Source organism: Rugamonas sp. GW822-FHT03B10, from assembly GCF_058801745.1.
In genome coordinates this window covers 254,573-278,281 of record NZ_JBXANP010000006.1, presented here as the reverse complement: position 1 = coordinate 278,281, position 23,709 = coordinate 254,573, and the positions used below count along the sequence as shown (strand labels likewise).

Genomic DNA, 23,709 nt, shown 5'->3' with positions numbered 1-23,709 from the left:
GCAGCTTCCCTCAGAACCCTTCCAGCACGATCTTGCCGATCGCGCGGTTGCTTTCGATCAGCGCGTGGGCGCGCTTGAGGTTGGCCGCGTTGATCTTGCCGTAGCGCTCGGACAGCGTGGATTTGATCAAGCCCGTGTCCACCAGTTGCGCCACGTCGTTCAGCAGCTGGTGCTGTTGCTGCATGTCGGGTGTGCCGAACAGCGAACGCGTGAACATGAATTCCCAGTGCAGCGACACGCTCTTGCGCTTGAGCAGGCGCACGTCGATGGCGGCCGGATCGTCGATCAGCGCCACCTTGCCCTGCGGCGCCACCAGTTCGGCGATCGCGCCCCAGTGCTGTTCCGTCTGGTTCAGGCTGGCGACGTAGTTCACCGGCGGCAAGCCGAGCCGCGCCACTTCCTGGTCCAGCGGCTGGGTGTGGTCGATCACGTGGTGGGCACCCAGGTCGCGCACCCAGCGCGCCGTGTCGGGACGCGAGGCGGTGGCGATCACCGTCAGCCCCGTCAGCTGGCGCGCCAGTTGCACGAGGATGGAACCGACGCCGCCGGCCGCGCCCACCACCAGCAGCGATTGCCCGGCCGCGCTGGCGCCGCGCGGCACGCCGAGGCGGTCGAACAGCAATTCCCAGGCCGTGATGGCCGTCAGGGGCAGGGCGGCCGCCTGGCCGAAATCGAGCCGCTCCGGCTTGCGGCCGACGATGCGCTCGTCCACCAGATGCAGCGCGCTGTTGGCGCCGGGGCGGTTGAGCGCGCCGGCGTACCAGACGGCGTCGCCGGGGCGGAACAGGGTGACGTCGGGCCCGACGGCCTGGACGATGCCGGCCGCGTCCCAGCCGAGCACCTTGTCCTCACCGGCCGCCGGGGTGACGCCGGTGCGGATCTTCACATCGACCGGATTGACGGAAATGGCGCGCACCTCGACCAGCAGGTCGCGCCCCAGCGCCTGCGGCGCGGGCAGCTCGACGTCGCGCAGCGCGTCGGCGTCGGTGATGGGCAGGTTGTGGCGGTAGGCGATCGCTTGCATGAATTTCTCCGGTTGATGTGAATGGGCGTATCATCATTTATCCGATCTTGAAGAAAAAGAAGGTCAATGCCGAAACACTTTCAAAGGAATGAGGAAAATTGCTGCGTCTGGATGATTTGACCGTGTTCGTGCGCACGGCTGAGCACGGGAGCTTTTCGGCCGCCGCGCGCGAACTGGAGATTTCACCGGCCCTGGCCAGCGCCGGCATCAAACGGTTGGAAACGGCGCTGGGGCTGCGCCTGTTCGCCCGCACCACGCGTTCGTTGCGGCTGACGGAGCAGGGCGAGCGCTACCTCACGCATGCGCGCGAGGCGCTGCGCCTGCTCAAGGAGGGCCATGAGACGCTGATCCAGGGACGCGACGAGGTGGCCGGCACGCTGAAGATCGCCTTGCCGTCCGACATAGGCCGCAATATTGTGTTGGGCTGGCTCGATGCGTTCCAGCAGCGCCATCCGCGCATCGTGTTGCAGCTGAGCGTGGGCGACCGGGTGTCCGACCTGTACCGCCAGCCGGTGGACCTGGCGATACGCTATGGCCAGCTCGACGATTCCAGCCTGGTCGCGTTGCCGTTGGCGCCGCACAACCGGCGCGTGCTGATCGCCGCGCCCGATTACGTGCGCCGCCATGGCAGGCCGGCCACGCCGGCCGCGCTGCGCGAACACAATTGCCTGCGCTTCGCCATCGACGGCGTGATCCATGACCGCTGGACTTTCGAGGGCCCGCACGGCGCCGCGCCCGTGACCGTGGTGGTGGGCGGCGACCGCAGCGCCGACGACGCGGACGTGGTGCGGCGCTGGGCGTTGGCGGGCATGGGCATCGCCTGCAAGTCGCAGCTCGACGTGATCGACGATCTGCGCAGCGGCCGGCTGGAACAGTTGCTGCCGGAATTCGCCTGCGAAGCGGCGCCGCTGACCATGGTGTGCATGCACCGCAGCCAGGTGACGCCGGCGGTGCTGCAATTGCGCGACTTCCTGCGGGCCCGGTGCGAACGGCTGCTCGCAGGTTGAGGCAAGGAAAAAATTTACCGCCGCATGCTTGCGCCGGGCGCAAATGCCCTTACCATTCGTTCAATGTTAACCGGAGATGCAACCATGACCGAATCCCAGCGCGACCTCCTGAGTGCGGGCTTTTCCCTGACCCTGATCGCGCTGGCCGCTTTCGTGATGCAGCGCTTCTTCCTGCCGCTGGTGTGGGCCGGCATCCTGTGCGTGGCCACGTGGCCGCTGTACCGCCGCGTGCTGACGCGGCTGGGCAACCGCGCCATCTTGTCGGCGGCCCTGTTGACGCTGGCGTGCGCCTGCGTGTTCGTGCTGCCCGTGCTGCTGGCCTTGACCCAGGCCGCGCGCCAGGCGCCGCAACTGGCCGCCTTCATCGCGGGCGCCAACACGGACGGCATCGCCGTGCCGGCCTTGCTGCACAATTTGCCGCTGGCCGGCGAAGCCATCGCCGACTGGTGGCAGGCCACGCTGAGCCAGCCGCATGGGCTGGCCCATTTGCTGTCGGGCAGCGGCCTGGGCAGCTTCCACACGGCCGGCGACATGCTCAAGAGCATGGGCGCGGGCTTCTTCCACCGCCTCGTCGATTTCGGTCTGGCCTTGCTGTGCCTGTTCTTCTTCTACAAGGACGGCATGGCGTTGACGCGCCAGATCACGGCCATCGGCAGCCATTGCTTCAGCGAACAGCGCTGGGGCCGTTACGCGGCCAAGATTCCCACCGCCATCCGCGCCACCGTCAACGGCCTGGTGCTGGTCGGCCTGGCCGAGGGCGTGCTGATCGGTATCGGCTACGCGCTGGCCGGCCTGGCCTCGCCGGCGCTGTGGGCGGCCGTGACCGGCATCCTGGCCATCATCCCGTTCGGCGCGCCGCTGGCCTTCGTCAGCGCGGCCGCCGTGCTGTTCGTGCAGGGCAGCGTGCCGGCCGCCATCGGCGTGGCCGCGTGGGGCGGCGTGGTGCTGTTCGTGGCCGACCACTTCGTGCGTCCGGGCATGATCGGCAATGCGACGCGGCTGCCATTCCTGGCCGTGCTGTTCGGCATCCTGGGCGGCGTGGAGACAATGGGCCTGGTCGGCCTGTTCATCGGTCCCGTCGTCATGGTGCTGTTCGTGACGCTGTGGTACGAGGCGGACGTGTTCGAGAACCGCGCAGCGTCCGTGGCGGCCGACCGCAGCGTGTGAGCGCGGCCCGCCACTGTGGCCGGCATCAGTGCGCTTTCGACAGGATCAGCAGCCAGCGGCGCAGCAACAGCACTTCCAGATGGCCCGCTTCAACGCCCGTGTCCAGTTCGATGACGGGGTTGACGGCGTAGTAGCGTTTGCGGAAGTCACGGCACACCAGCATTTCGCGCTTGCCCATGCGGAGCAGGAACGACATCGGTGCGTATTGCAGACCAAAACGGGAACCAAAGGTGCTATTCAGTGTTGTCATGACAATTCCTTGGAAGGGAGATGTGTTGAACGAGTCATCAGAATAGCACAACTACTGTATGAATCCACAGGTACTGTATAAATATTCAGTAAAGTGACGGAGCTGTGGTTTTTTCACCAACGCCCGGCCGTGCGCGTGTTCGCGCTCACAACCAGTACGCCATGATGCGCGCCAGCCACTCGCGCAGGCGCTCGCCGAGCGGGCGCGCGCGCCAGGCCTGGGGCGTGATCTCGATCGAGTCGCGCAAGTCTTCGCGGAACGCGCTCTCCATTTCCGCGCCGAAGCTGTCGCCTAGCACCACCACGTTCAGTTCGCTGTTGTGCAGGAAGCTGCGGGTGTCGATGTTGGTCGATCCCACGGTGGACCAGTTGCCGTCGATGACGGCCGTCTTGGCGTGCAGGATGGCCAGCTGCATCGCATGGATGTGGACGCCCGCCGCCAGCAGTTCGTCGTAGCTGGCGCGGCCGGCGTAGAACACCAGGCCCTGATCCGATTTGCCCGGCACCACGATGCGCACCTCCACCCCGCGCCGGGCCGCCGCCGTCAGCGCGGCCACCGTTTGCGGATCGGGCACGAAATAGGCGGACGTCAGATGGATGCTGCGGCGCGCCTGCTGGATCGCCAGGCTGTAGGCCTTGTAGATCTCGAACTGGCCGCCGGGGTCGCTGGCCAGCACGCGCACGATCTTGTCGCCGGCGCGCACCGGCGGCGGAAAGTAATGGGCGTCGGGCAGGTCGGCCGCGTCCTGGCCGGTCCAGGTGCGCAGGAACACCCACTGGAAAGCGGCCACGGCCGGACCTTCGACCATCACTTCGGTGTCGCGCCAGCCCAGTTGCGCGGCGTTGGCCGGCGGGCTGCGCGAGCGGAACAGCGAGCTGCGCGCATAGGTGCCGCTGATGTTCAGCCCGCCCGTGAACGCCACCTTGCCGTCCACGATCAGCAGCTTGCGGTGGTCGCGGTTGTTGATGCGCCAGTCGTCGCCGTGCAGGCGGGCCGGATTGACGGGGTTGAACGCGACCAGGTGGATGCCGGCCGCGCGCATGCGATCGAAGAACGCCTGCGGCACGTCGAGCGTGCCCACGCTGTCGTAGAGGATGTTGACGGTGATGCCCTGGCGCTGGCGTTCGATCAGCAGGTCGGCGAACTGGCGGCCCAGCGCGTCCTGTTCGAAGATGTAGGTTTCGAGGTTGATGTGGTCGGTGGCGGCGGCGATCGCGGCCGACATGGCCGCCATCGTTTGCGGGCCGTCGTACAGCAGCGTGCATTTGTTGCCGGCGATCAGGGGCACGCCGGTGGCCGCTTCTTCCAGCGCGGCGGTGGCCTGCAAGTCCAGCGTGTTCCTGGACCAGCGCTTGCGCAGCAGGCCCAGCGCGCGCTCATTGCTGAGCGGGCCGTGGACGCCGCTGACGGTGGGCGCGGGCGCCGGCGCCAGCGTGCTGCCCAGTTGCCGCACGTCGGGCAGCGAGGCGCAGCTGCCGACCGACCAGCACAGCAGTGCCATGGCCAGCCAGGCCGCCGCGCGCCGCCCGTTCATCTGGCGGCCTTGGCGGGCGGGCCGTCGGAGCGGGCCGGCTCGCGCGCGCCGACCAGCATGGCCAGCGGCCGCGGCAGGAACTTCCCGCCCAGCACCCGCAGCAGGCGCCCGCCGTGGCGCAGGCGGACCTGGCGCGCGCGCAGCGCCACCCACAGCGCCAGCCCGAAGCTGACCACCAGGTTGACCGCGCCGATGCCCAGGAAGCCGAGCACCGAGCGCACGGTCAACTGCCAGCCGACCTGGTAGTCCAGGCCGACCAGGGCGGTGGCGAAGTTGGCCGACGAGAACGTGACGTGGCGGATGTCCAGCGGCAGCCCCAGCAGGAAACCCAGCGTGCCGATGGTGCCCAGCAGGATGCCGAAGTAGAAGTTCCCCATCAGACCGCCCAGGTTGTCCTCCAGGTACAGCCCCAGGCGCGCCAGGCGTGGCTGGCCGATCAGCCGCCCCAGGCCGCGGCGCTGGGCGATCCGCTGGGCCCAGCGCGTGTACAGGGCCTGGTTGTCGTAGTAGCCGGAGATGAGGCCGGCAAGGAACAGGCAGACGCCGGCGATCATCGCGTAGAACAGGGCCGGGCTGCCGAGCGGGTCCATGTCGTGCAGCAGGTGCATGGCCTTGTCCGGCGTGACCAGGTGGCGCCCCGTGGCGGCCTGGTAGCCGACGGCGATCAGCCAGGCGGTGGGGATGGCCGTGGCCAGGTTGCCCAGCACGGCGGTGAGCTGGGTGCGGAACACTTTGCCGATCAGCTCGGCCATGCTGTCGAGGTCGATGTTGCGGCCGTCCTGGCTGTGCAGGCCGGCGGCGATGCGCGAGGCCGTCATGGCCGGCTGCTTGGTCGCCACCGTGAAGTGCAGCAGGTGGATGAACATGAAGCCCAGCGAGTAATTCATGCTGTAGAGGAAGGCCTCAACCAGCGGCGCGGCGCGCAGGTAGGACATCAGGATCTTGAACAGGGCCATGAAGCCGACCACCAGCCCGGCGCCGGACGAGGACAGGAACATGGCCGTCAACTGCTTGCGGTCGTCGGCCACGTAGTGCTCGCCGGTGCGGCTGGCGTTCTCCGTGACGTTGCGGGCCAGCAGGTCGATATTGTCGGCCAGCAGGTCGCGCACCGTGTACTTGTTGTTGTGCGCTTCGATCAGCTCCAGCGCCAGCGCCAAGGCGGCCGCCTGGCGCGCGGTGGGCGCGGCCGGCGCCGCGCCGTCCGGGGCGGCGTCGTCCGCCGTGGCGGGCGATTCGCCGCCCGCGTCGACCAGGAACAGCAGCTTGCGCAGCCGGTCCGTGCTCTGGGTGAGCGACACCAGCAGGTAGGTGAGGGCGATGCTGGTGCCCTGGCTCAACGCCTTCTTGCGGATCTTGGCCACCACGGCGTCGCACTGGTCGAGCATCACCAGCAGGTGGCGCGCGTCCTCCCTCGTGTCCGCGGCGCCGGCCAGCAGGCGCTGGTGGCCGGCGAGGTAGGCGGCCACCTCCACGTTCTGTTCGACGAACGGCGAATCGTAGGTTTCCACCTCGGTGTGGAAGTTGGTCAGGCGCGGCTCGAGCCCCAGCGCGCACACGCGGTAGGACAGGGTGCGGATCGCCTCCAGCAGACCGGGCAGGATCAGGCGCCGGCCATCGTCCGGGCCGCCGCCGGCGCGGACCACCACGTCCAGCAGGGCCAGCCAGTCGGCGGCCGGCACGGCGGCGATCCACAGGTGGTCGCTGCGCCGGTGCAGCAGTTGGTCGAGCGCGTCGCTCAGGTAGTCGTCGCCCAGGGCGGGCGGCAGGACGCGGTAGGCCAGGCGGCGTTTGAGTTCGGTGAAGAAGCCGTCGTTCGACAGCACGCCGACCTCGGTGTACAGGCTGGCGTGGCGGCGCGCGGCCAGCAGCCGGCAGGCGTAGGCCCGCAGCGCGGCGGCGTGCGCGGGATTGCCCTTGAGCAGCTGGCACAGGGTGCGCACGTTGGCCGCGGCCCTTGCGCCGTCGGTGGCGCGCCGCGGGCGCAGGGCGGCGAAGAGCTCGACCATCAGGCCGATATCGCTGCTCTCTGCGGTGATGCGTTCGAGAATGGCGAGCATGCGGGGAGCGGACTGGCCGCACTGACGAAAAACGACAGTATGCCATTTTTCGCCGGCCGGCGTCCCGTGCGCCGGCGTGCGCGGCCGGCGGCGCCTGGGGGGCGCGCCGTCAGCGCGGCGGCGTCAGCAGAGCAGCATCTTGCTGGCGGCGGCCCGCAGCTCGGCCCGGAAGTCCGGGTGGGCGATGGCGATCAGCGCCTCGGCCCGCTGCTTGGCGGACTTGCCGCGCAGCTGCGCCACGCCGTACTCGGTGACCACGTAGTTCACATCGTTCTTGCTGGTGGTGACGTGGGTGCCGGGCGTGAGGGTGGGCATGATGCGCGAGATGGTGCCATCCTTGGCCGTCGACGGCAGCACGATGAAGGACTTGCCGCCGCGCGAGCGGTTGGCCGCGCGCACGAAGTCGGCCTGGCCGCCGGTGCCCGAGTAGGGCAGGTGGCCCATGCTTTCGGAACCGCACTGGCCGAGGAAATCGACCTGCAGGCTGGCGTTGATGCTGATCAGCTTGTCGTTCTGGCCGGCGATGTAGGGGTCGTTGGTGAAATTGACCGGATGCATCTCCAGCATCGCGTTGTGGTGCATGAAGTCGTACAGGCGCTTGGAGCCGAGCGCGAAGGTGGCCACCATCTTGCCCGGCAACAGCGTCTTGCGGCGGTTGGTGATGGCGCCCGCTTCGACCAGCGTCATGATGCCGTCGCCGATCATCTCGGTGTGGATGCCGAGGTCGTTCTTGTTGGTCAGCTGCATCACGACGGCGTCGGGGATGCCGCCGTAGCCGATCTGCAGCGTGGAACCGTCGTCGATCATGTCGGCCACATACTTGCCGATCGCTTCCTGCACCGGGCCGATCTTGGGCAAGCCCACTTCCATCACCGGCTCGTTGCTCTCCACCACGGCCGCCACCTGCGACACGTGCACATGGCACTGGCCGTGCGCGAACGGCACGTTGGGATTGACCTCCAGCATGATCACGCGGGCCTTGGCCACGGCCGCCATCGTGTAGTCGGCGCCAAGGCTGAGCGAGAAGAAGCCGTGCTCGTCCATCGGCGAGGCCATCGCGAACACCACGTCGGCGGCGATCTGGCCCCGTTCGATCAGGCTGGGCAGCTCGGAGAAATAGGCGGGGATGAAATCGGCCCAGCCGGCCTGGCCGGCCGCGCGCGAGGCGCCGCCGAAGAACAGGGCCACGTGGCGTACGTGCTCGACCGTCTCGGGATCGAAGTAGGCGTATTTGCGCATGGCCAGGATTTGCGCCACCTTGATGTCGCGGAACTGGCGACGCTGCTCGGACAGGGCCGTGAGCAGGGTGGGCGGTTCGCCGACACCGGACGGGACGATGATGGTGTCTCCGTCGCGCAGCAGGCGCAGGGCGTCGTTGGCGGTGCCGCGTTTGCTGTCGTAGAGGGCGGATGCGGATGGGCGTTGCATGGTTTGTCGGCCTTTCTTTATAGTTGTCTCGTATTACTTTTTTTTTCACTATAAACCAGCAAGCCGCGAGCGCAATGGCCGGGAAAGTTAATTTCTGATTTTGTTGCAGGAAGCGTCACAACCGGCCGTTTCGTCAGGCGGCCGTAAGGCGGATCGGCTTTCATACAGGGTGGCGCGCCGGCCGTCGTCAGCGTTGAGGCTGCGCGCAGGCGGGCGCCAGCCAGCGTCCGTTGGTGTCCACCGCCATCTGTTCCGGCGTGCCGCGCGCGCTGGTCGTCACGTTCATGTGCATGGTGAATTCCGTGTCGCCGCGAAAGCGCACCTGCCCCTGCCCGCTCGACGGCGGATTGGTGCAGCTGAAGCTGACGTCCATCCCGCCGCTCACTTGCTGCGTATGACTGCTGCATTGGCCTTGCTGGCCGGTGGGCAGTTCGTGGCGGGCCGCCATCTCGGGCGTGATGCAAGCGCGCATGGCCACGCCGCCGTCGCCGGCCAGGCGCGGCATGGTGGCGCCGTTCTTGGCCATCATCTGTTCCATCTGCTGGCGTTGGGCGGGCGGCAGGTTGTTCAGTTGCTGCAGCGCCGCCGACATGGCCTGGTCCACTTCCGGATTGGCGCTTTTCATCTTGCTACTGATTTCCCACTGTCCGGGCCGGATGGTTTGGGCGCCCGCGTGGGCGGCGGCGAGGACCAGCAGGAGGGCGGGCAGGCGGGACATGGCAGCTCCGATCGTTGAGGAGGAGCTTGCAGGATATACCGAACGGGGCGGGGAGGCGAGTGGCGCGCGCCGGGGAAGGGGCGCGCGCCACGGCGGGGTCAGACGCCCCGCCCGCTGATCAGGCGCAGCAGCACCATGACGATGGCGACCACCAGCAGGATGTGGATGAAGCCCCCGATGGTGTAGGAACTGACTACCCCCAGCAGCCAGAGAACGAGCAGGATGACGGCAATGGTATAGAGCATGATGGAATCCTTCGCGTTGGGTGAGGGCCGGACGCAAGCCGGCCCGCCGGATGGCGTGGCCATTTGCTGTCACCGGCCACGCCCTGTATGACCTGGATTCTCACCGTGGTGCCGCCCGTGGTCTGTACGGTGCCGTACACGGGCCCGGGCCCGTCAGCGGTCCGCGCGCAGGGTGCCGTGGACGATGCGCACCGGGTCGCCGGTGCGCCAGTTCTGCAGCGATTTCAGGTGCACGGTGCGGCTGCGGCCATCGTCCATGCGCACCACCACGTTGTAGCTGCGGGTCGACTTCATGTTGCCCTCGATCTGGTTGCCGGCCACGGCGCCGCCGACGGCGCCGGCGATGGTCGCCAGCTGGCGGCCATGGCCGCCGCCCACCTGGTTGCCCAGCAGGCCGCCCAGCACGGCGCCGCCGGCCGCGCCCAGGCCGCTGCCCTGGCCGCGCGTGTGGACTTCATGGATGGCGGCGATCACGCCGCAGTTGCCGCAATGCGGCGCCGGCGCCACGGCGGGCGGCGCCGCCTGCGCGGCAGGCTGCGGGCCCGGTTCGGCAGGCTGGACCGCGGCCAGCATGGTCGGCGCGGCCGCCTGCCGGGCCAGCATCGGATCCTCTCCGGCCTGGCTGGATGGGGCGGGCGCCGGCGGCGCCGGCGGTGCGGGTTGGGGCAGCGCGGCCGGCGCCACGTGCTGGATGGCCGGCACCGGCTGGTAGCCGCTGCCCGAGGAGGACGGCAACCAGCCCAGGATGGCGGCCGTGCCGACACTGCAGAACAGCACGACGGCCACGGCGGCGATGATGAGAATGGGATGGGTGACCTGCTGGGCCGAGGCTTCGTGAATGTGCATAACGCTTCCTGGGTGGATAAGTGGCGGCTTGCACGCCGCTATCGGGATGCAAGGATTTTCCTCCGTTGACAGTCCCGCTTCTGTGCGTCAGCGTACATACATGGCCAATTACCGGCGTTATGGCGGGGCGGGCGTGACCGGCCGCCCCGCGTCGTTACTGCTGGCTTACTGCAGATGTGCTACTGCTGGTGTGGCGTGCGGCGACCGGCTAGTGGTGCTTGTCGATCTGGTTGCCGATCACACCGCCGACGGCGGCGCCGCCCACCGTGCCGACCGAGCTGCCGTTGGTCAGCACCGAGCCGGCCACGGCGCCGACACCGGCCCCGACGGCCGTGTTGCGGTCGCGCGTGGACATGCCCGAGCAAGCGCTCAGGCCTATCGTGCCGATCAGGACCGCTGTGCCGGCGATCAGTTTTGCTGTGCTAGCCATGATGTCCTCCTTGAAGCGGGCTGGCGCCCTCCTGTGACGATGGTTGCAGGCTACGGCGGATCGGGCCGGCAGTCCGTACGCCAGCACACATAGGTGGCCGGCCCCGCTGGCCGGCCTCAGTGGCGGGCCGGCGCCAGCAGCGGCGCGCAGCCGCTGACGGCCGCGCCGCCGGGACCGGCGTTCACCAGCGGCAGGATGGCGGCCGCCGGCGCCACCGCCGCCAGCGCCAGCGCGCCGCCCGCGCGCAGCGCCAGCACGCCCTTGTCCACGCTCACGTCCGGTTGCTTGAAGGTGCCGCGCACGTAGATCGGCGCGCGCAGCGAGAACACGCGCAAGCCTTTGCTGTCGGGCTTGAGCGTCAGGTCCAGTTTTTCCTGCGCCAGGCTGACGGTGCCGGTGACGTTGATGGTGGCGTCCTCGGTGTCGACGATGAACTGGCGCGTGTGCATCAGGCCGTCGCGCACGCTGAAGTCGGTCAGCATGCAGTTGAGCTTCACCTGTTTGTCGCCGAACAGTTTGGCCAGCACCACGTTGCCGATGTTCAGGCCCATCTCCTCCAGCAACAGCTTGCTCACGCTGCCCTGGTTGATCACGGTGCGCAGCTCGCCGTCGGCCGTGGCCAGCAGGCCGGCCACGGAGTCGCCGGAGGCGGCCAGGCTGGCGTCGCCGTTCAGTTCGCCCATGCTGGTCTGACGGGCGGCCAGCGCCGGGAACAATTGCTGCAGTTGCAGATGGCGCGCGCTGGCCTTGAGCGCGCCTTGCAGCGCGTGCGGCGTGCGCTTGCCGCTGCCGTCGAGCCGGATGTCGGAACTGAGCTTGCCGCCGGCCACGTCGAAGGTCAGCGGCGCCAGCGTCAGCACGCCGTCGCGCAGGCGCAGCGCCGTGTCGAGGTTGTGGATCGGCAGCTCGCGCGTGCGCACGATGCGCTGGGCCTGGAAGCGCACGTCGGCGTCGATGCTGGTCCAGCGCTCGGTCTTGAACGTCTCGACCGGCAGCACCTTGTCGCCCGGCTGCACCGGCGCCACGCCGCGCGCGCGCTTGCTGGCGTTGGAGTCGGCGCCGATCAGCGGCCCCAGGTCGGAGAACTGCAGCAGGGTGGAGCGCACGGCGCCCGTCAGCAGCGGCCGCGCGCCGCCGGTGCGGAACGCCAGGTCGCCGCCGATGTCGCTGGCGCCCACCTTGCCCGTGAACTGGTCGTAATGCCAGTCGCTGGCCTGCGGGCCGAGGCTGGCGCGCAGATGGCCGGCCGTGCGGAACGCCGGCGTCTCGGGCAGCAGCACGCCGGTCAGGCCGTACAGCCGCGCCATGCTGGCGCCGGCCACCTGCAGGCGCAGGTCGAGCGCGGCCAGCTCGGTGGGCTTGGTCAGGGTGCCGGTGATGCTGATGTCGGTGGCGCCCACCGTCAGGCGCGCCGTGAGCGGGTAGGGCCGCAATTGCTGCTGCAGCGATAGCACGGCGCCGGCCTTGCCGCTGCCCTGCACCGGCTGGCCGTTCCACTGGCCGCGCACGCGCCACGCCACACCGTACAGCGGATCGCCGGCCAGCGTGTCGACCTCGGCGGTGGCGTCGGCCTTGGCCAGCGCGTCCACGTAGCGCACCGTGCCCTTGGAGAACACCACCTGCCGCAATTGCAGCCGCCACGGCGAGGGCCGCTCGGCCGGCTTGAAGGTCCAGTTCTCGTGGCCCTGCGCGTCGCGCCGCAGCAGCACGGCCGGCGTGTCGAAGCGCAGCACGGGGATCACGATGCGGTGCTCGAGCAAGGGCAGCAGCTCCAGCGTGAACGCGAACCGGCGCACGCTGGCCATGTCGTCCTGCGCCGCCGCCGGCATGGAGGCGGGGTTGCCCAGGTGGACATCGTCGGCCACCAGGTGGGGCAGGGGCAGGTAGTCGCGCCACGTGGTGTCGGCCGCCGTGTGGCCCTGGCGTTCCCAGGTCAGCCGCAGATCGCCGCGGATGGCGAACGGACGGCCCAGCGCCTCGCCCACGCGCGCGCCCAGCCACGGGCGGGCGCGGTTCCAGTCCATGTTGAGCAACACGGCCACGGCCAGCGCCGGCACGGCGATGGCCACGGCGGCGACGGTCACGGTGATACGGGCGGGACGGGACAGGGACATGCGCAGCCTTCATGGTGGTTGAGCGCGCGAGGATAACGTGTTTGGCCCGGTTTGGAAATGTCTGCGACTGGGCGGCGGGCCGGCCCGGCGGGCGCGCGCCGGGGCCCACGGTGCACAGCCTACACCCGCGCGCGCGCCGGCGGCGCGGCATTGGCGGCGGCGGGAACTATGTGCGTCAACGTACTGAATCCGGCTCGGCATGGGCCTATAAGGGTAGGCATTGTGGCCGCGCCGACGCGGGCGGCCCTTCACGTGATAAGGAGAACGACATGCGTACAAGCGAATCCGACAAGCGGCGCTGGCCGCGACTGGCGGGCGCGGTCCTGGTGGCCGCCTGCGCCGGCTGCGCCAGCCAGAAGACGCCGGCCACGGCCGACGTGGCCGCCTCGCGCGCGGCCGTCGACAGCGCGGCCATCGCGGGCGCCGGTGAACTGGCGCCGGACGAGATGCAGGCGGCGCGCGACAAGCTGCTGCGCGCCAACCAGGCGCTGGCGGCCAAGGACTACCGCACGGCCGAGAACCTGGCCGTGCAGGCCCAGGCCGACGCCAACCTGGCGCAAAGCAAGGCCAGCGCCGGCAAGGCCAGCACGGCCGCCGCCCAGCTGCAGGACAGCATCCGCGCGCTGCGCGACGAGATCGAACGCAACCGCAGCACCCAGCAACAGTGACGCGCGGCGCCAGCGCTGGCGCCGGCCAAGGAGACCATCATGAAAAAAATCATCATGCACCAGACCTATTGCGTGCCGGCCGCGTTCGCGCTGTCGGTGCTGATGGCGGCATGCGGCACCACGCCCACCACCACCAGCCTGCTCGACCAGGCGCGCGGCGACTACATGGCCGCCCAATCGAACCCGGCCGTGGCGCGCGACGCGCCGGCCGAGCTGCAGAAGGCGACCGAGGCGCTCGACCGCGCCAACGCGGCCGCCGCCCGCCGCGACAGCCTGAACACCATCGACAGCCTGGCCTACGCGGCCAAGCAGCGCATCGCGGCGGCGCAGGAGGTGGCGCGCCGGAAGGCGGCCGAGCGCCAGGTGCAGGACGCCAGCCGCCAGCGCGACCAGGTGCTGGTGCAGGAGCGCACGCAGGAGGCCGACCAGCAGCGCCAGAAGGCCCAGCAAGCCCAGGCCCAGGCGCAAAGCGCGAATGCCCAGGCCCAGGCCGCCAACGCCCAGGCCAGCGCGCTGCAGCAGGAACTGGCCGACCTCAAGGCCAAGCAGACCGACCGCGGCCTCGTGATCACGTTCGGCGACGTGCTGTTCAACGTCGACCAGGCGCAGCTGAGTCCGCAGGGCATGCGCACCGCCGGGCGGCTGGCCGACGTGCTGCGCCAGCAGCCGGGCAGCAACGTGCTGGTCGAGGGCTTCACCGACAGCACCGGCAGCGCGGCCCACAACCTCGAATTGTCGCAGCGGCGCGCCGAGGCCGTGCGCAACGCGCTGGCCGGCATGGGCATCGCGCCCGATCGCATCGCCACCCGTGGCTATGGCGAGGCCTATCCGGTGGCCAGCAACGACAACGCGGGCAACCGCCAACTGAACCGGCGGGTCGAGATCGTGTTGTCGCAGAACGGCGCGCCGATCGCCAACCGCCATTGAACCCACCATCAGGAAAGGATGATCATGGATGACATACAGCCCACGCCGCGCAGCGGCATCGACAAGGTGGCCATCCGCGCCGCCGCCTCGCACCTGGAGGACGGCCCCGTCACGGCCGGCTACCAGGGCGACCGCGCGGCCGTGGTGGAACTGCTCAACGACGCGCTGGCCACCGAGCTGGTGTGCGTGGCGCGCTACCGGCGCCACTACTACACGGTGACGGGGCGGGAGAACGGCCCCATCAAGGCCGAGTTCCTGGAGCACGCGCAGCAGGAGCAGGAACACGCCGACTGGCTGGCCGAACGCATCATCCAGCTCAACGGCCAACCGGATTTCAATCCAGCAACGTTGCTCGCACGTAGCCATGCCGAGTATGATGAGTCTGTCGACGTGCAAGCCATGGTGCGGGCCAACCTGATCGCCGAGCGGGTGGCGATCGAATCGTACCGCCAAATGATAGAACGGCTGGGCACGGCCGACCCGACCACCACCCATTTGCTGATCAAGATCATGGCGGTGGAAGAAGAACATGCGGACGATATGCGCGATTTGCTCGATTGAGTCCGAAACGCGGTAAGGTAGGGCAGGCAAGGTCTTTCACTCACATTACAGGAGCCTCATCATGCTGGAAAACAATATCAGTACCGTGAACAACGACGTCAAGACCCTGGTCAAGGATGCGCAGGCGCTGTTTACCGCGGCCACCGCGCTGACGGGGGAAAAGGCCGAGGAGCTGCGCGGACGCGGCATGCGCGCGCTGGACACGGCGCTGGCCAAGGCCCACGAGGCCCAGCAGAGCGCGCTCGAAGCGAGCAAGGAAATGGCCAAGTCGGCCGACGTGTATGTGAAGGAAAATCCGTGGCGCTCGATCGCGCTGGCGGCCGGCGTGGGCCTGCTGGTGGGCGTCATCCTCGGCCGCAAGTAAGCCGCCGTGGCCCAGACGGATCCGATGGACAAGGGGGCGGTGCCGCCGCCGGGGTTGCTGGCCTCGCTGGCGACCGTGGCGCGCAGCATCCTCGGCCTGGCGCTGTCGCGGCTGGAACTGGCCGCGCTGGAGCTGGGCGAGGTGCGCAACCACCTGCTGCGGCTGGTGGTGGTGTTCGCGCTGGCCGTGGTGGCCGGCTGCTTCGCGCTGGCCTACGGCACCGTCACCATCGTCTACCTGGCGTGGGATGCGCTGGGCTGGAAAATCCTGTTGATCATGACGGGCGCCTTCGTGCTGGCGGCGCTGGGCCTGGTCCGGTATGCGCGCCGCATGATACGCGAGGGCAAACTGTCGCTGACGGCGACCATGGCCGAACTGAAGTCCGACCGTGACATGTTGCTGTAGCCGGGGGAAGCATGACGACTGAGATGGAACAGGCGGCGCTGGCGGCCGCCAAGGAGCGCCTGATACGGGAAGGCGAATTGCACCGCGTGAAGGTGGCCCATGCGAAGGCCCAGCTCGGCATGGCCATGCGGCCCGAAGCGTTGTTGCACAGCGCCGTGGACCAGGCCACCGAACTGGCCCAGGCCCGGCTCGGCGTGCTGCTGTCGCCGGGCGGGCTGAACGCGGCCACCCTCAAGCGCATGCTGCCGATCGCCTTGACGGTCGGTTCCTTCATCATGCGCAAGCGCCTGCTCAAGCCGGCGCTCGGCGTGGGCGCCGCGGTGGCGCTCGGCGTGGCCTGGCTGGCGCGCCGCAAGCGCCCGGAAGCCGCCGGCGACTAATCAACTGAAATAGCCGGGGGCAGGTCCAGCATTCATGCCTGCGCTCGGGTATGCATGTGGGACCCGACTCCGCTCAATTTACCGCTGAACTGACGATGAAAATGGAAAACCAGGCAGTGCACGTGCCGCAGCGGCCGTTGAATCCATCCGGCATGCGCGTGGTGCTGGTGTTGCAGGGCGGCGGCGCCCTCGGCGCCTACCAGGCGGGCGTGTTCCAGGCCTTGCACGAGAGCGGACTGGCGCCGGACTGGATCGTGGGCACCTCGATCGGCGCCATCAACGCGGCCATTTTGGCGGGCAATGCGCCCGAGGTGCGGCTCGAGCGCCTGCGCGCGTTCTGGCACGGCATCGCCCACCGCGACACGGTCGACATGCGCGGCATCCCCGACAGCCTGCGCCGCACCAACATCCTGCTGCAGACCTGGGATACGCTGCTGCGCGGCGTGCCCGGCTTTTTCAAGCCGCGCGGCTTCAACCTGTTCCCGTCCGGCCTGGCCGTGGACCCCGAGCAGGCCAGCTTTTACGACACGGGCGAGCTGGCCCGCACGCTGGGCGAGCTGGTCGATTTCGACTACCTGAACGCGCCCGGCGGCACCCGGCTCACCGTCAACGCGCTGGGCGTCACCAGCGGCAACCTGCGCCGCTTTGACAACCGCGACATGACCATCCACGCCGACCACATCCGCGCCAGCGGCGCGCTGCCGCCCGGCTTCCCGGCCGTGCGCATCGACGGCGACCTGTACTGGGATGGCGGCCTGTATTCGAACACGCCGCTGGAAACCGTGCTGGAGGACGCCGGCGCCACCGACACGCTGTGCTTCATGGTCGACCTGTGGAACGCGGAAGGGCCGGAGCCGACCACGCTGGACGAGGTGCAGACGCGGCAGAAGGACGTGACGTTCGCGTCGCGTTCGCGGCGCCATCTGGACGACTACGTGAAAACCCAGCGCATGCGCCAGAAGCTGCGCGAGCTGTATCTGGCGCTGCCGCCGCAGGCCCACACGGCGCAGACGGCCGGCGAACTGGCCGCGCTCGGTTGCGACACCACCTTGCACGTCGTGCGTCTGCCCTACGGCGGGCGCGACTGGCACATGGCGGCCAAGGACATCAATTTCTCGCGCGGCTCGATCGACTGGCGCTGGGACCAGGGTTACGCGGACGGCATGCGCGCCGTCGGCGCGGCCGCCTGGCTGTCGTTCGTCAGCGAAGACACGCCGCTGGTCGTGCACGAGTTGCCGCCGGCCTGATACTCCCACACGTACCGCACGCAGCACGCGCAGCCGGCCGCAGCTAGCGGCAGCAGGCGCAGCTAGCGACAACCGGCCGCAGCTTGCAACAGCAGGCCGCACCCGGCCGCTCAGGCTGCCTTCCCTTATTCGAGCCGGTTGTTCTCATCGCGTATCGCCTTGGCGTTGACCATGTCATGCTGATAGGTGCTGCGCGCCTCCTTCAGGCAGGCGTTGCGCTCGGCCGCCGGTTCGCGCTTGCACGCCAGCGTGGCTTCCTGCAGCGCGGCGGCGATCTCCTTGCGCACGGTGCGCAGCTGGTCGGCCGCCGTGCTGTCGTGCCGATACCAGCGGCCGGGGTCGCCATGGGCGATCTCCTTCTTCTGCTGCTGGGCCACGGCCGGCGGGGTGACGCCGGGCGTGCTGTCCTGCACGGCGGGCGCGGCGCTGGCGTCGGTGGTGGCGGCCGGCGAGGCCGGCTGCCCGGTCTGCGCGGTCGCCGCCGCGCACAGCATGGCGCCCAACAACAGCGGCGCCAGGCGCAGGGTGGGGTGTGCGATGTCGTTCCTCATGATACCTCCCATATCAGGCCGCATGCGGCCAATCAGAGTCTGCCGGTGAGCAACATAACGAGCAGGATCAGCACCACCAGCCCCGTCACGCCGCTGGGCGCGTAGCCCCAGTTGCGGCTGTGGGGCCAGGCGGGCAGGGCGCCGACCAGGATCAGCACCAGGATCAGCAGGATCAGGGTTCCCATGGCGCCCTCCGGCCGTCAATAACGGTACAGGTGGCCGTCGGCCAGGCGCACCCGGGTGCCGACCTGCATGCCGGCGATGTCGTCCTGCTGCAGCACGCGGTAGTCGCCGTTATCCATGCGCACGCTGATCTGGTAGGTCTCGCGCGGCTGGTTGCGGTCGTTCTCCACCTTGTTGCCGACCAGCGCGCCACCGACGGCGCCGGCCACGGTGGCGGCCGTGCGGCCGGCGCCCGAACCGATCTGGTTGCCCACCAGGGCGCCCACCAGGCCGCCCGTGACGGCGCCCGCGCCGCTGGTGCCGCCGCCCGTGCGCACCACCTGGATGCTGTCGATCGTGCCATAGGTGGACGCCACCGGGGCCGACGTCGGGGCCGTGTAGGTCACGGCGGCCGGCTGCGTGTTGCTGGCGCAGCCACCGAGCAGGGCAGCCGAAGCGGCGACCAGGGTGACGGCGCCCATGTAGGTGCTGTGTCTCATGTTGTCCTCCCGAAAAGTGTGGTTTCAGCTTAGCCAGCGCACGCGCTGCGGTCTGTACGCTGCCGCACCCTGTGTTCTGTGTACGGCAACGTACGGATGACTGGTCCTTTTGCGCGTACAACGTGACTGTCGGCGCGCTGCCACGCGCACTGGCTGGCTCGCTCCGGGCATTTCGTTGGACCACATCCACCAAGGAGACTTACCATGAAATCCGCACATTACATCGCGACGGCCTGCCTGTCCGCCGCCCTGCTGGCCGTCACCGGTTGCGCTTCCACCCCCAAGCAGGAAGGGACGGGCGAATATGTCGACGACAGCCTGATCACCACCAAGGTCAAGGCAGAAATCTTCAATGAACCGACCCTGAAATCGACGGAGATCAACGTCGAGACCTTCAAGGGCAAGGTGCAGTTGAGCGGCTTTGTCGCCAATGCGGCCGACATCGCCAAGGCCGCCGAGATCGCCCGCAACGTCAAGGGCGTGAAGGAAGTGAAGAACGACATCCGGGTCAAGTAACGGCGGCGGCGCCGCCGGCGTTTGCTTGCGCCCTCCGCATGGGAAAGCGGGAACCAAGCGCGCCGGCGGCGATCCAACCCTGACGGCCCAACCATGCGGCCCGGTGTGGCGACCCGGCCCCGCGCGGTGCGCCGCGCCCCCCCGATGATGCATTTGGATACAAATTGAATACTTTATATGTTCGTTGCCGCACAGACCGAAAAATCGCGTCCCGGCAATCTGATGACTGATGCACAACGCTAGGCGTTGCCCTTGCATCATTTGTCCCGGGAATTGTTTTAAGGAGTGAAAAATGCATGCATACAGACAAACTGAACATCTCGACATCAGCCCAGCCCGGGGCCAGGGCTGTCCCGAGATGCCGGCCCTGCCGGCGCGTGACGCCGCCGCCCGGCCGGCCAAGTTGACGCTGGTGGAGCGGGCCGCCCCGCCGCTGGACCGCAAACCGGCCCTGTCGATGGCCTCGATCGAGCGCGTGCGCTCGACCTCGGCCACCCTGCGCCGCATCGAGAACATGCAAAAGCTGATCGGCGAACTGTCCATGCACGAGATGCTGGCCGACGAGATCGCCTGGTTCCTCAAGTTTTCGCCGTCCGGCGCCCGCAAATACATCCGCGACCTGCGCGAGGCCGGCGTGATCGAACTGGCGCGCTACATCGAGGGCACGGCCACCTATCTGGGCAAGGCCGTGTACCAGATCACGCCCGATCCCGAGCGGGTGCGGGCCTTCCTGGCCGCCATCGTCCAGCCCAAGCGCGAAGGCGCGCCGCCGCGCAAGGAGCGCCCCGGCGCGCGCGAGCTGGCCATGGCCGGCAATGGCCGCCACTTCCACATCCTGGCCGACGACACCCATTACGCGATCCGCGTCAACCGCGGCCCCGTGATGCGCGATCCGCTGGTGGCCGCGCTGTTCGGTTCGCCGGGCTCGCAACAGAAGGCCGAGTGACGCCGCTGGCGTGCGCCCAAGAAAAGTGATTGAATTGACGGCAACCCGCCCCACTTGGGGTGGGGTGGCCGGGCATCCCGTCGCGGCCGACAGACATGGGTGCGCATGGACGCTTTGCTTTGGGTAGGCTTGACGGTGCTGGCGCTGGTGTTGCCCTGGCAGATACCGCGCTGGCGCTTGCGGCGCGCGCTGGCGCGGCCGTTGCCGGCCAGCGCGGTGGCCGTGCTGGAACGCCAGATCCCCCCTTACCGCAACATGGGACCGGACCTGCAGGCCCAGCTGCGGCGCCTCGTGGCGCAATTCCTCCATCAGAAGAAGTTCATCGGCTGCGAAGGGCTGGTGGTGGACGACGACATGGCCGTCACCATCGCCGGCCAGGCTTGCCTGTTGCTGCTGAACCGCCCCAGCAAGGTGTATCCGGCCCTGCACACCATCCTCGTCTACCCGACCGCCTTCGTGGCGCGGCGCGACGAGGTGGGGCCGGGCGGGGTGGTCACGCCGGGCCGCCAGAGCATGCTCGGCGAATCGTGGGACGATGGCCGCGTGGTGCTGTCGTGGGACGACGTGCAGCGCGGCGCGGCCGACTGGACCGACGGCCACAACGTGGTGCTGCACGAGTTCGCCCACCAGCTCGACAGTGAATCGGGCCGCGCCAACGGCGCGCCCTACCTGGGCCACCACGCCAAGTACCGCGACTGGTCGGAGGTGCTGGCGCGCGACTTCCACGCGCTGCGCTGGCAAGCCATGTACCGCCAGCACAGCGTGATCGACCACTACGGCGCCACCAGCCCGGCCGAGTTCTTCGCCGTGGCGACGGAGACCTTCTTTGAAAAGCCGTGGCAGATGGCCGGGCACCACACGGAACTGTACGACGAATTCTGCAAGTACTACCGCGTCGATCCGCGCGCCTGGCAGGCGCCGCCGCCGGCGCCGCCGGCGCCCGGGCCGGACGGCCCGCACGGGCCGCAGCTGGCTTGGCACGCCCGTTGGTGAAATGTGCGCAAAGCAATTGTAAAATCAGGCATAATTGAAGCGAGCCGCGTATGCCCGTGCGCCGCTTCCAGCGCGTCCATCGCCACGCAGTGTCTGCCGCGAGACTATCGTCATGCAATTCGAAGAGTTCGAATTCTTTTCCACCGACGCTCCCACCCGTGCCCCGGCGGCCGAGGCGGCTTCACCGCTGGTGCGCCTGCAATACCTGGTCGATAACACACCGGCCATCATCTACAGCACCGTGCCCAGCGGCGACTTCAAGATGACCTTCGTCAGCAACAACGCCTACCACGTGCTGGGCTACCGGCCCGAGCAGATGCTGGCCGACCCCAATTTCTGGTTCGACCACATCCATCCCGATGACGCGCCCAACATCTTCTCGAGCCTGGCGCAGGTGTTCACCGAGGGCGAGCGCGCCTACGAGTACCGCTTCCGCATCGCCGACGGCAGCTACCTGTGGATGCACGACACGCTGCGCCTGATCCGCGACGAGCATGGCGTGCCGCTGGAGGTGATCGGCGCGCTGACCGACATCACGGCCCGCAAGCGCATGGAGCAGGCCTTGCAGGCCAAGGGCGTGGAGCAGCAGCAGCTGATCGGCAAGCTGCGCGACGCCCACCAGCAACTGCTGCAATCGGAGAAGATGGCCTCGATCGGCCAGCTGGCGGCCGGCATCGCGCACGAGATCAACAACCCGGTGGGCTTCGTCAATTCCAACATGGGTGCGCTGCAAGGCTATGTCGGCACGCTGCTCGGCGTGATCGACCAGTATGAGCGGGCAGCGGCCGGCGACGCGGCGCTGGGCGCGCGCATGGCGGCCGTGCGCGAACAGGCCGACCTGGCCTTCCTGCGCGAGGACGTGGGCGAGCTGGTGCGTGAATCGATGGACGGGCTCAAACGGGTCAAGGACATCGTGCAGTCGCTCAAGGATTTTTCCCACGTGGGCGAGACGGAGTGGCAGATCGCCGACCTGCACAAGGGCCTGGACAGCACGCTCAACATCGTCGCCAACGAGCTCAAATACAAGGCCACCATCGTCAAGCACTACGGCCAGCTGCCGCCCATCCGCTGCCTGGCGTCGCAGCTGAACCAGGTGTTCATGAACCTGCTCGTGAACGCCGGCCACGCCATCAAGGACAAGGGCGAGATCACGATCAGCACGGGCACGGCCAACGGCTGGGTGTGGGTGGAGGTGGCCGACACCGGCGTGGGCATCGCGCCTGAACATCTGAACCGCATCTTCGAACCGTTCTTCACCACCAAGCCGGTGGGCAGCGGCACGGGCCTCGGTCTGTCGCTGTCGTACGGCATCGTGCACAAGCATGGCGGCAAGATCGACGTGGCGTCCGAAGTGGGCAAGGGCACGCGCTTCGTCGTGCGCCTGCCGGCCGCGCCGGCCACCTGAAGCGGCGAGCGGGCAACGACCGCTGCGCGCAGTCAAGACTCCATTCTCCCGGTAATTTGTATTTTTGCAACGATCGCGTTCGGGCCGACCCGCCGCGCCGATTCTGTGGGAAGATCGCCTGGCGTTGATGGTGCGGTGCATCAATTTCGCCTTGAAAGGCACTGCGCACCGTCCCGTTTCCTTCCCGTTCGCTGCCCACCCCGCTTCAGGAGTCGATGATGAAATTGCCTGTCCATGCTTCCCTGCTGGCCGTCGCGCTGGCGTTTTCCCCTCTGGCGCACGGCAGCGGCAAGCTGCCGGCGCTGGGCGCCGACCACGGCGCCACGTCCGTGTCCGGCCTGTCGTCGGGCGCGTTTATGGCGGTGCAATATCAGGTCGCCTATTCGAGCTCCGTGGTGGGCGCCGGCGTGGTGGCGGGCGGGCCGTATTACTGCGCGGCCGGTTCGCTGCTGAACGCGGCCGTGTGCATGGGCCAGGTGCCGTTCCTGCCGCCCAACCCGTCGTTGTTGCTGATGTCGGCCCAGGGCTTCGCGGCCAGCGGCCAGATCGACCCGCTCACCGATTTGCAGAACGACCGCATCTACGTGTTCAGCGGCACCAAGGATACGGTGGTGTACCAGCAGGCGGTGGACGCCACCGTCACCTTCTTCAAGGATGCCGGCGTGGCCGACGCTAATCTCGTGTACGTGAACAACGTGCCGGCCGGGCACGCGCTGCTGACGCCTGCGTTCGGCAACAGTTGCGGCGCCAACGCCGCGCCCTACATCAGCAAATGCACGGTGCACCACGCGGCCTACGACCAGCCGGGCGCCATGTTCGCCCACATCTACGGCAACGCCAGGGCGCCGGCCAGCAAGCTGTCGGGCAAGATCATCACCTTCAACCAGCGCGAGTTCGCCGACGCCGGCACCGGCATGGCGGCCGACGCCTACGCCTACGTGCCGGCCAGTTGCAACGCCGGCAAGGCGTGCCGCGTGCACGTGGCGTTCCACGGCTGCAAGCAGTCGGCGGCCGTGGTGCATGATGACTTCTACGGCAAGAGCAGCTACAACAACTGGGCCGACACCAACAACATCATCGTGCTGTACCCGCAGGTGGACGCGTCCAACGTGCCGTACAACCCGCAGGGCTGCTGGGACTGGTATGGCTACACGGGCCTCAACTACGCCTTCAAGTCCGGCCCGCAGCTGATGGCCGTGCACGCGATGGTCGAGCGCCTGACCTCACCGCCGGCCAACACGGTGGCCGGCCAGTGACGGCGCGG

27 protein-coding genes are annotated in these 23,709 nt (G+C 68.5%); 14 read left to right on the top strand and 13 right to left on the bottom strand.

What is annotated here, in order from left to right; genetic code table 11:
* Nucleotides 1–10 precede the first annotated feature (10 nt).
* Complete coding sequence (locus AC1RQG_RS12790) at nucleotides 11–1,024, bottom strand: zinc-binding alcohol dehydrogenase family protein (protein WP_493131833.1); 1,014 nt, start codon at nucleotides 1,022–1,024, stop codon at nucleotides 11–13.
* 98 nt (nucleotides 1,025–1,122) lie between these two features.
* Between AC1RQG_RS12790 and AC1RQG_RS12785 the strand changes: the two genes are divergently transcribed.
* Both AC1RQG_RS12785 and AC1RQG_RS12780 read left to right on the top strand, forming a co-directional pair.
* Nucleotides 1,123–2,031, top strand: a complete 909-nt coding sequence (locus tag AC1RQG_RS12785; RefSeq protein ID WP_493131831.1) for a LysR family transcriptional regulator — start codon at nucleotides 1,123–1,125, stop codon at nucleotides 2,029–2,031.
* An 84-nt stretch (nucleotides 2,032–2,115) separates the two neighbouring features.
* Entirely contained in the window at nucleotides 2,116–3,198 is a 1,083-nt protein-coding gene (locus AC1RQG_RS12780; RefSeq protein WP_493131829.1) for an AI-2E family transporter, read from the top strand.
* Between the two features lie 25 nt (nucleotides 3,199–3,223).
* On the opposite strand, the gene AC1RQG_RS12775 is transcribed toward AC1RQG_RS12780, so the two are convergent.
* From AC1RQG_RS12775 to AC1RQG_RS12735, 9 genes are all read right to left on the bottom strand, one after another.
* Nucleotides 3,224–3,448: a hypothetical protein gene (locus tag AC1RQG_RS12775; protein WP_182218321.1), complete on the bottom strand. Its 225-nt coding sequence runs from the start codon at nucleotides 3,446–3,448 to the stop codon at nucleotides 3,224–3,226.
* A 145-nt stretch (nucleotides 3,449–3,593) separates the two neighbouring features.
* Nucleotides 3,594–4,982 (bottom strand): cardiolipin synthase, encoded by a 1,389-nt coding sequence (gene cls, locus AC1RQG_RS12770; RefSeq protein ID WP_493131827.1) that lies wholly within the window; start codon nucleotides 4,980–4,982, stop codon nucleotides 3,594–3,596.
* Nucleotides 4,979–7,039 carry a site-specific recombinase gene (locus AC1RQG_RS12765; RefSeq protein WP_493131825.1) on the bottom strand — a complete coding sequence of 687 codons (2,061 nt, stop codon included), beginning with the start codon at nucleotides 7,037–7,039 and terminating at the stop codon, nucleotides 4,979–4,981. Before AC1RQG_RS12765 ends, cls begins: the two co-directional genes overlap by 4 nt.
* Nucleotides 7,040–7,162: 123 nt before the next feature.
* Nucleotides 7,163–8,467, bottom strand: a complete 1,305-nt coding sequence (locus AC1RQG_RS12760) for an acetyl-CoA hydrolase/transferase family protein (RefSeq protein ID WP_493131823.1) — start codon at nucleotides 8,465–8,467, stop codon at nucleotides 7,163–7,165.
* A 187-nt stretch (nucleotides 8,468–8,654) separates the two neighbouring features.
* A complete protein-coding gene (locus AC1RQG_RS12755; RefSeq protein WP_493131821.1) occupies nucleotides 8,655–9,185 on the bottom strand; it encodes a DUF3617 domain-containing protein in 531 nt (176 codons plus the stop codon).
* 98 nt (nucleotides 9,186–9,283) lie between these two features.
* Nucleotides 9,284–9,430 carry a lmo0937 family membrane protein gene (locus AC1RQG_RS12750; protein WP_182160100.1) on the bottom strand — a complete coding sequence of 49 codons (147 nt, stop codon included), beginning with the start codon at nucleotides 9,428–9,430 and terminating at the stop codon, nucleotides 9,284–9,286.
* Between the two features lie 153 nt (nucleotides 9,431–9,583).
* Nucleotides 9,584–10,276: a glycine zipper 2TM domain-containing protein gene (locus AC1RQG_RS12745; protein WP_493131819.1), complete on the bottom strand. Its 693-nt coding sequence runs from the start codon at nucleotides 10,274–10,276 to the stop codon at nucleotides 9,584–9,586.
* Nucleotides 10,277–10,484: 208 nt separating this feature from the next.
* Nucleotides 10,485–10,706 (bottom strand): YMGG-like glycine zipper-containing protein, encoded by a 222-nt coding sequence (locus tag AC1RQG_RS12740; protein WP_493131817.1) that lies wholly within the window; start codon nucleotides 10,704–10,706, stop codon nucleotides 10,485–10,487.
* A 116-nt stretch (nucleotides 10,707–10,822) separates the two neighbouring features.
* A complete protein-coding gene (locus tag AC1RQG_RS12735; protein WP_493131815.1) occupies nucleotides 10,823–12,820 on the bottom strand; it encodes an AsmA family protein in 1,998 nt (665 codons plus the stop codon).
* Between the two features lie 269 nt (nucleotides 12,821–13,089).
* On the opposite strand from AC1RQG_RS12735, the gene AC1RQG_RS12730 reads away from it, so the two are divergent.
* The 7 genes from AC1RQG_RS12730 to AC1RQG_RS12700 all read left to right on the top strand — a co-directional run bounded on the left by AC1RQG_RS12730 (nucleotide 13,090) and on the right by AC1RQG_RS12700 (nucleotide 17,372).
* On the top strand, nucleotides 13,090–13,488 hold the full coding sequence (locus AC1RQG_RS12730; protein ID WP_493131813.1) for a DUF4398 domain-containing protein: 399 nt from the start codon (nucleotides 13,090–13,092) through the stop codon (nucleotides 13,486–13,488).
* A 39-nt stretch (nucleotides 13,489–13,527) separates the two neighbouring features.
* Nucleotides 13,528–14,415: an OmpA family protein gene (locus tag AC1RQG_RS12725; RefSeq protein WP_493131811.1), complete on the top strand. Its 888-nt coding sequence runs from the start codon at nucleotides 13,528–13,530 to the stop codon at nucleotides 14,413–14,415.
* 24 nt (nucleotides 14,416–14,439) lie between these two features.
* On the top strand, nucleotides 14,440–14,976 hold the full coding sequence (locus AC1RQG_RS12720; RefSeq protein ID WP_493131809.1) for a ferritin-like domain-containing protein: 537 nt from the start codon (nucleotides 14,440–14,442) through the stop codon (nucleotides 14,974–14,976).
* Between the two features lie 61 nt (nucleotides 14,977–15,037).
* Nucleotides 15,038–15,340: an ElaB/YgaM/YqjD family protein gene (locus AC1RQG_RS12715; RefSeq protein ID WP_182152609.1), complete on the top strand. Its 303-nt coding sequence runs from the start codon at nucleotides 15,038–15,040 to the stop codon at nucleotides 15,338–15,340.
* A gap of 24 nt (nucleotides 15,341–15,364) precedes the next feature.
* Nucleotides 15,365–15,745 carry a phage holin family protein gene (locus AC1RQG_RS12710; protein ID WP_493131952.1) on the top strand — a complete coding sequence of 127 codons (381 nt, stop codon included), beginning with the start codon at nucleotides 15,365–15,367 and terminating at the stop codon, nucleotides 15,743–15,745.
* Nucleotides 15,746–15,756: 11 nt separating this feature from the next.
* Complete coding sequence (locus AC1RQG_RS12705) at nucleotides 15,757–16,125, top strand: hypothetical protein (RefSeq protein ID WP_493131807.1); 369 nt, start codon at nucleotides 15,757–15,759, stop codon at nucleotides 16,123–16,125.
* 101 nt (nucleotides 16,126–16,226) lie between these two features.
* On the top strand, nucleotides 16,227–17,372 hold the full coding sequence (locus AC1RQG_RS12700) for a patatin-like phospholipase family protein (protein WP_493131805.1): 1,146 nt from the start codon (nucleotides 16,227–16,229) through the stop codon (nucleotides 17,370–17,372).
* 125 nt (nucleotides 17,373–17,497) lie between these two features.
* Here AC1RQG_RS12700 and AC1RQG_RS12695 read toward each other — a convergent pair whose 3' ends face one another.
* From AC1RQG_RS12695 to AC1RQG_RS12685, 3 genes are read right to left on the bottom strand one after another with little or no spacing between them, the layout of a single operon-like run.
* Nucleotides 17,498–17,923: a hypothetical protein gene (locus AC1RQG_RS12695; RefSeq protein ID WP_493131803.1), complete on the bottom strand. Its 426-nt coding sequence runs from the start codon at nucleotides 17,921–17,923 to the stop codon at nucleotides 17,498–17,500.
* 32 nt (nucleotides 17,924–17,955) lie between these two features.
* Nucleotides 17,956–18,108 (bottom strand): DUF3309 family protein, encoded by a 153-nt coding sequence (locus AC1RQG_RS12690; RefSeq protein ID WP_182160082.1) that lies wholly within the window; start codon nucleotides 18,106–18,108, stop codon nucleotides 17,956–17,958.
* A gap of 15 nt (nucleotides 18,109–18,123) precedes the next feature.
* The gene (locus AC1RQG_RS12685) at nucleotides 18,124–18,585 is read right to left on the bottom strand and encodes an outer membrane lipoprotein (RefSeq protein ID WP_493131801.1); all 462 of its coding nucleotides are present in this window, start codon (nucleotides 18,583–18,585) and stop codon (nucleotides 18,124–18,126) included.
* Between the two features lie 204 nt (nucleotides 18,586–18,789).
* Between AC1RQG_RS12685 and AC1RQG_RS12680 the strand changes: the two genes are divergently transcribed.
* The 5 genes from AC1RQG_RS12680 (at nucleotide 18,790) to AC1RQG_RS12660 (ending at nucleotide 23,701) form a co-directional block, all read left to right on the top strand.
* The gene (locus tag AC1RQG_RS12680) at nucleotides 18,790–19,101 is read left to right on the top strand and encodes a BON domain-containing protein (RefSeq protein ID WP_493131799.1); all 312 of its coding nucleotides are present in this window, start codon (nucleotides 18,790–18,792) and stop codon (nucleotides 19,099–19,101) included.
* A gap of 292 nt (nucleotides 19,102–19,393) precedes the next feature.
* Nucleotides 19,394–20,047, top strand: coding sequence for a winged helix-turn-helix domain-containing protein (locus tag AC1RQG_RS12675; protein WP_493131797.1), 654 nt, complete (start codon nucleotides 19,394–19,396; stop codon nucleotides 20,045–20,047).
* 105 nt (nucleotides 20,048–20,152) lie between these two features.
* Nucleotides 20,153–21,040 carry a M90 family metallopeptidase gene (locus AC1RQG_RS12670; protein ID WP_493131795.1) on the top strand — a complete coding sequence of 296 codons (888 nt, stop codon included), beginning with the start codon at nucleotides 20,153–20,155 and terminating at the stop codon, nucleotides 21,038–21,040.
* A gap of 112 nt (nucleotides 21,041–21,152) precedes the next feature.
* Nucleotides 21,153–22,445 (top strand): ATP-binding protein, encoded by a 1,293-nt coding sequence (locus AC1RQG_RS12665; protein ID WP_493131793.1) that lies wholly within the window; start codon nucleotides 21,153–21,155, stop codon nucleotides 22,443–22,445.
* Nucleotides 22,446–22,663: 218 nt separating this feature from the next.
* Complete coding sequence (locus tag AC1RQG_RS12660) at nucleotides 22,664–23,701, top strand: extracellular catalytic domain type 2 short-chain-length polyhydroxyalkanoate depolymerase (RefSeq protein ID WP_493131792.1); 1,038 nt, start codon at nucleotides 22,664–22,666, stop codon at nucleotides 23,699–23,701.
* Nucleotides 23,702–23,709 lie beyond the last annotated feature (8 nt).

Excerpts from the sequence above, each read along its gene's own strand:
- AC1RQG_RS12790 (WP_493131833.1), bottom strand. The coding sequence starts at position 1,024 with ATGCAAGCGATCGCCTACCGCCACAACCTGCCCATCACCGACGCCGAC.
- AC1RQG_RS12780 (WP_493131829.1), top strand. The coding sequence starts at position 2,116 with ATGACCGAATCCCAGCGCGACCTCCTGAGTGCGGGCTTTTCCCTGACC.
- AC1RQG_RS12775 (WP_182218321.1), bottom strand. The coding sequence starts at position 3,448 with ATGACAACACTGAATAGCACCTTTGGTTCCCGTTTTGGTCTGCAATAC.
- cls (WP_493131827.1), bottom strand. The coding sequence starts at position 4,982 with ATGAACGGGCGGCGCGCGGCGGCCTGGCTGGCCATGGCACTGCTGTGC.
- AC1RQG_RS12765 (WP_493131825.1), bottom strand. The coding sequence starts at position 7,039 with ATGCTCGCCATTCTCGAACGCATCACCGCAGAGAGCAGCGATATCGGC.
- AC1RQG_RS12760 (WP_493131823.1), bottom strand. The coding sequence starts at position 8,467 with ATGCAACGCCCATCCGCATCCGCCCTCTACGACAGCAAACGCGGCACC.
- AC1RQG_RS12755 (WP_493131821.1), bottom strand. The coding sequence starts at position 9,185 with ATGTCCCGCCTGCCCGCCCTCCTGCTGGTCCTCGCCGCCGCCCACGCG.
- AC1RQG_RS12750 (WP_182160100.1), bottom strand. The coding sequence starts at position 9,430 with ATGCTCTATACCATTGCCGTCATCCTGCTCGTTCTCTGGCTGCTGGGG.
- AC1RQG_RS12745 (WP_493131819.1), bottom strand. The coding sequence starts at position 10,276 with ATGCACATTCACGAAGCCTCGGCCCAGCAGGTCACCCATCCCATTCTC.
- AC1RQG_RS12740 (WP_493131817.1), bottom strand. The coding sequence starts at position 10,706 with ATGGCTAGCACAGCAAAACTGATCGCCGGCACAGCGGTCCTGATCGGC.
- AC1RQG_RS12735 (WP_493131815.1), bottom strand. The coding sequence starts at position 12,820 with ATGTCCCTGTCCCGTCCCGCCCGTATCACCGTGACCGTCGCCGCCGTG.
- AC1RQG_RS12730 (WP_493131813.1), top strand. The coding sequence starts at position 13,090 with ATGCGTACAAGCGAATCCGACAAGCGGCGCTGGCCGCGACTGGCGGGC.
- AC1RQG_RS12725 (WP_493131811.1), top strand. The coding sequence starts at position 13,528 with ATGAAAAAAATCATCATGCACCAGACCTATTGCGTGCCGGCCGCGTTC.
- AC1RQG_RS12720 (WP_493131809.1), top strand. The coding sequence starts at position 14,440 with ATGGATGACATACAGCCCACGCCGCGCAGCGGCATCGACAAGGTGGCC.
- AC1RQG_RS12715 (WP_182152609.1), top strand. The coding sequence starts at position 15,038 with ATGCTGGAAAACAATATCAGTACCGTGAACAACGACGTCAAGACCCTG.
- AC1RQG_RS12710 (WP_493131952.1), top strand. The coding sequence starts at position 15,365 with ATGGACAAGGGGGCGGTGCCGCCGCCGGGGTTGCTGGCCTCGCTGGCG.
- AC1RQG_RS12705 (WP_493131807.1), top strand. The coding sequence starts at position 15,757 with ATGACGACTGAGATGGAACAGGCGGCGCTGGCGGCCGCCAAGGAGCGC.
- AC1RQG_RS12700 (WP_493131805.1), top strand. The coding sequence starts at position 16,227 with ATGGAAAACCAGGCAGTGCACGTGCCGCAGCGGCCGTTGAATCCATCC.
- AC1RQG_RS12695 (WP_493131803.1), bottom strand. The coding sequence starts at position 17,923 with ATGAGGAACGACATCGCACACCCCACCCTGCGCCTGGCGCCGCTGTTG.
- AC1RQG_RS12690 (WP_182160082.1), bottom strand. The coding sequence starts at position 18,108 with ATGGGAACCCTGATCCTGCTGATCCTGGTGCTGATCCTGGTCGGCGCC.
- AC1RQG_RS12685 (WP_493131801.1), bottom strand. The coding sequence starts at position 18,585 with ATGAGACACAGCACCTACATGGGCGCCGTCACCCTGGTCGCCGCTTCG.
- AC1RQG_RS12680 (WP_493131799.1), top strand. The coding sequence starts at position 18,790 with ATGAAATCCGCACATTACATCGCGACGGCCTGCCTGTCCGCCGCCCTG.
- AC1RQG_RS12675 (WP_493131797.1), top strand. The coding sequence starts at position 19,394 with ATGCATGCATACAGACAAACTGAACATCTCGACATCAGCCCAGCCCGG.
- AC1RQG_RS12670 (WP_493131795.1), top strand. The coding sequence starts at position 20,153 with ATGGACGCTTTGCTTTGGGTAGGCTTGACGGTGCTGGCGCTGGTGTTG.
- AC1RQG_RS12665 (WP_493131793.1), top strand. The coding sequence starts at position 21,153 with ATGCAATTCGAAGAGTTCGAATTCTTTTCCACCGACGCTCCCACCCGT.
- AC1RQG_RS12660 (WP_493131792.1), top strand. The coding sequence starts at position 22,664 with ATGAAATTGCCTGTCCATGCTTCCCTGCTGGCCGTCGCGCTGGCGTTT.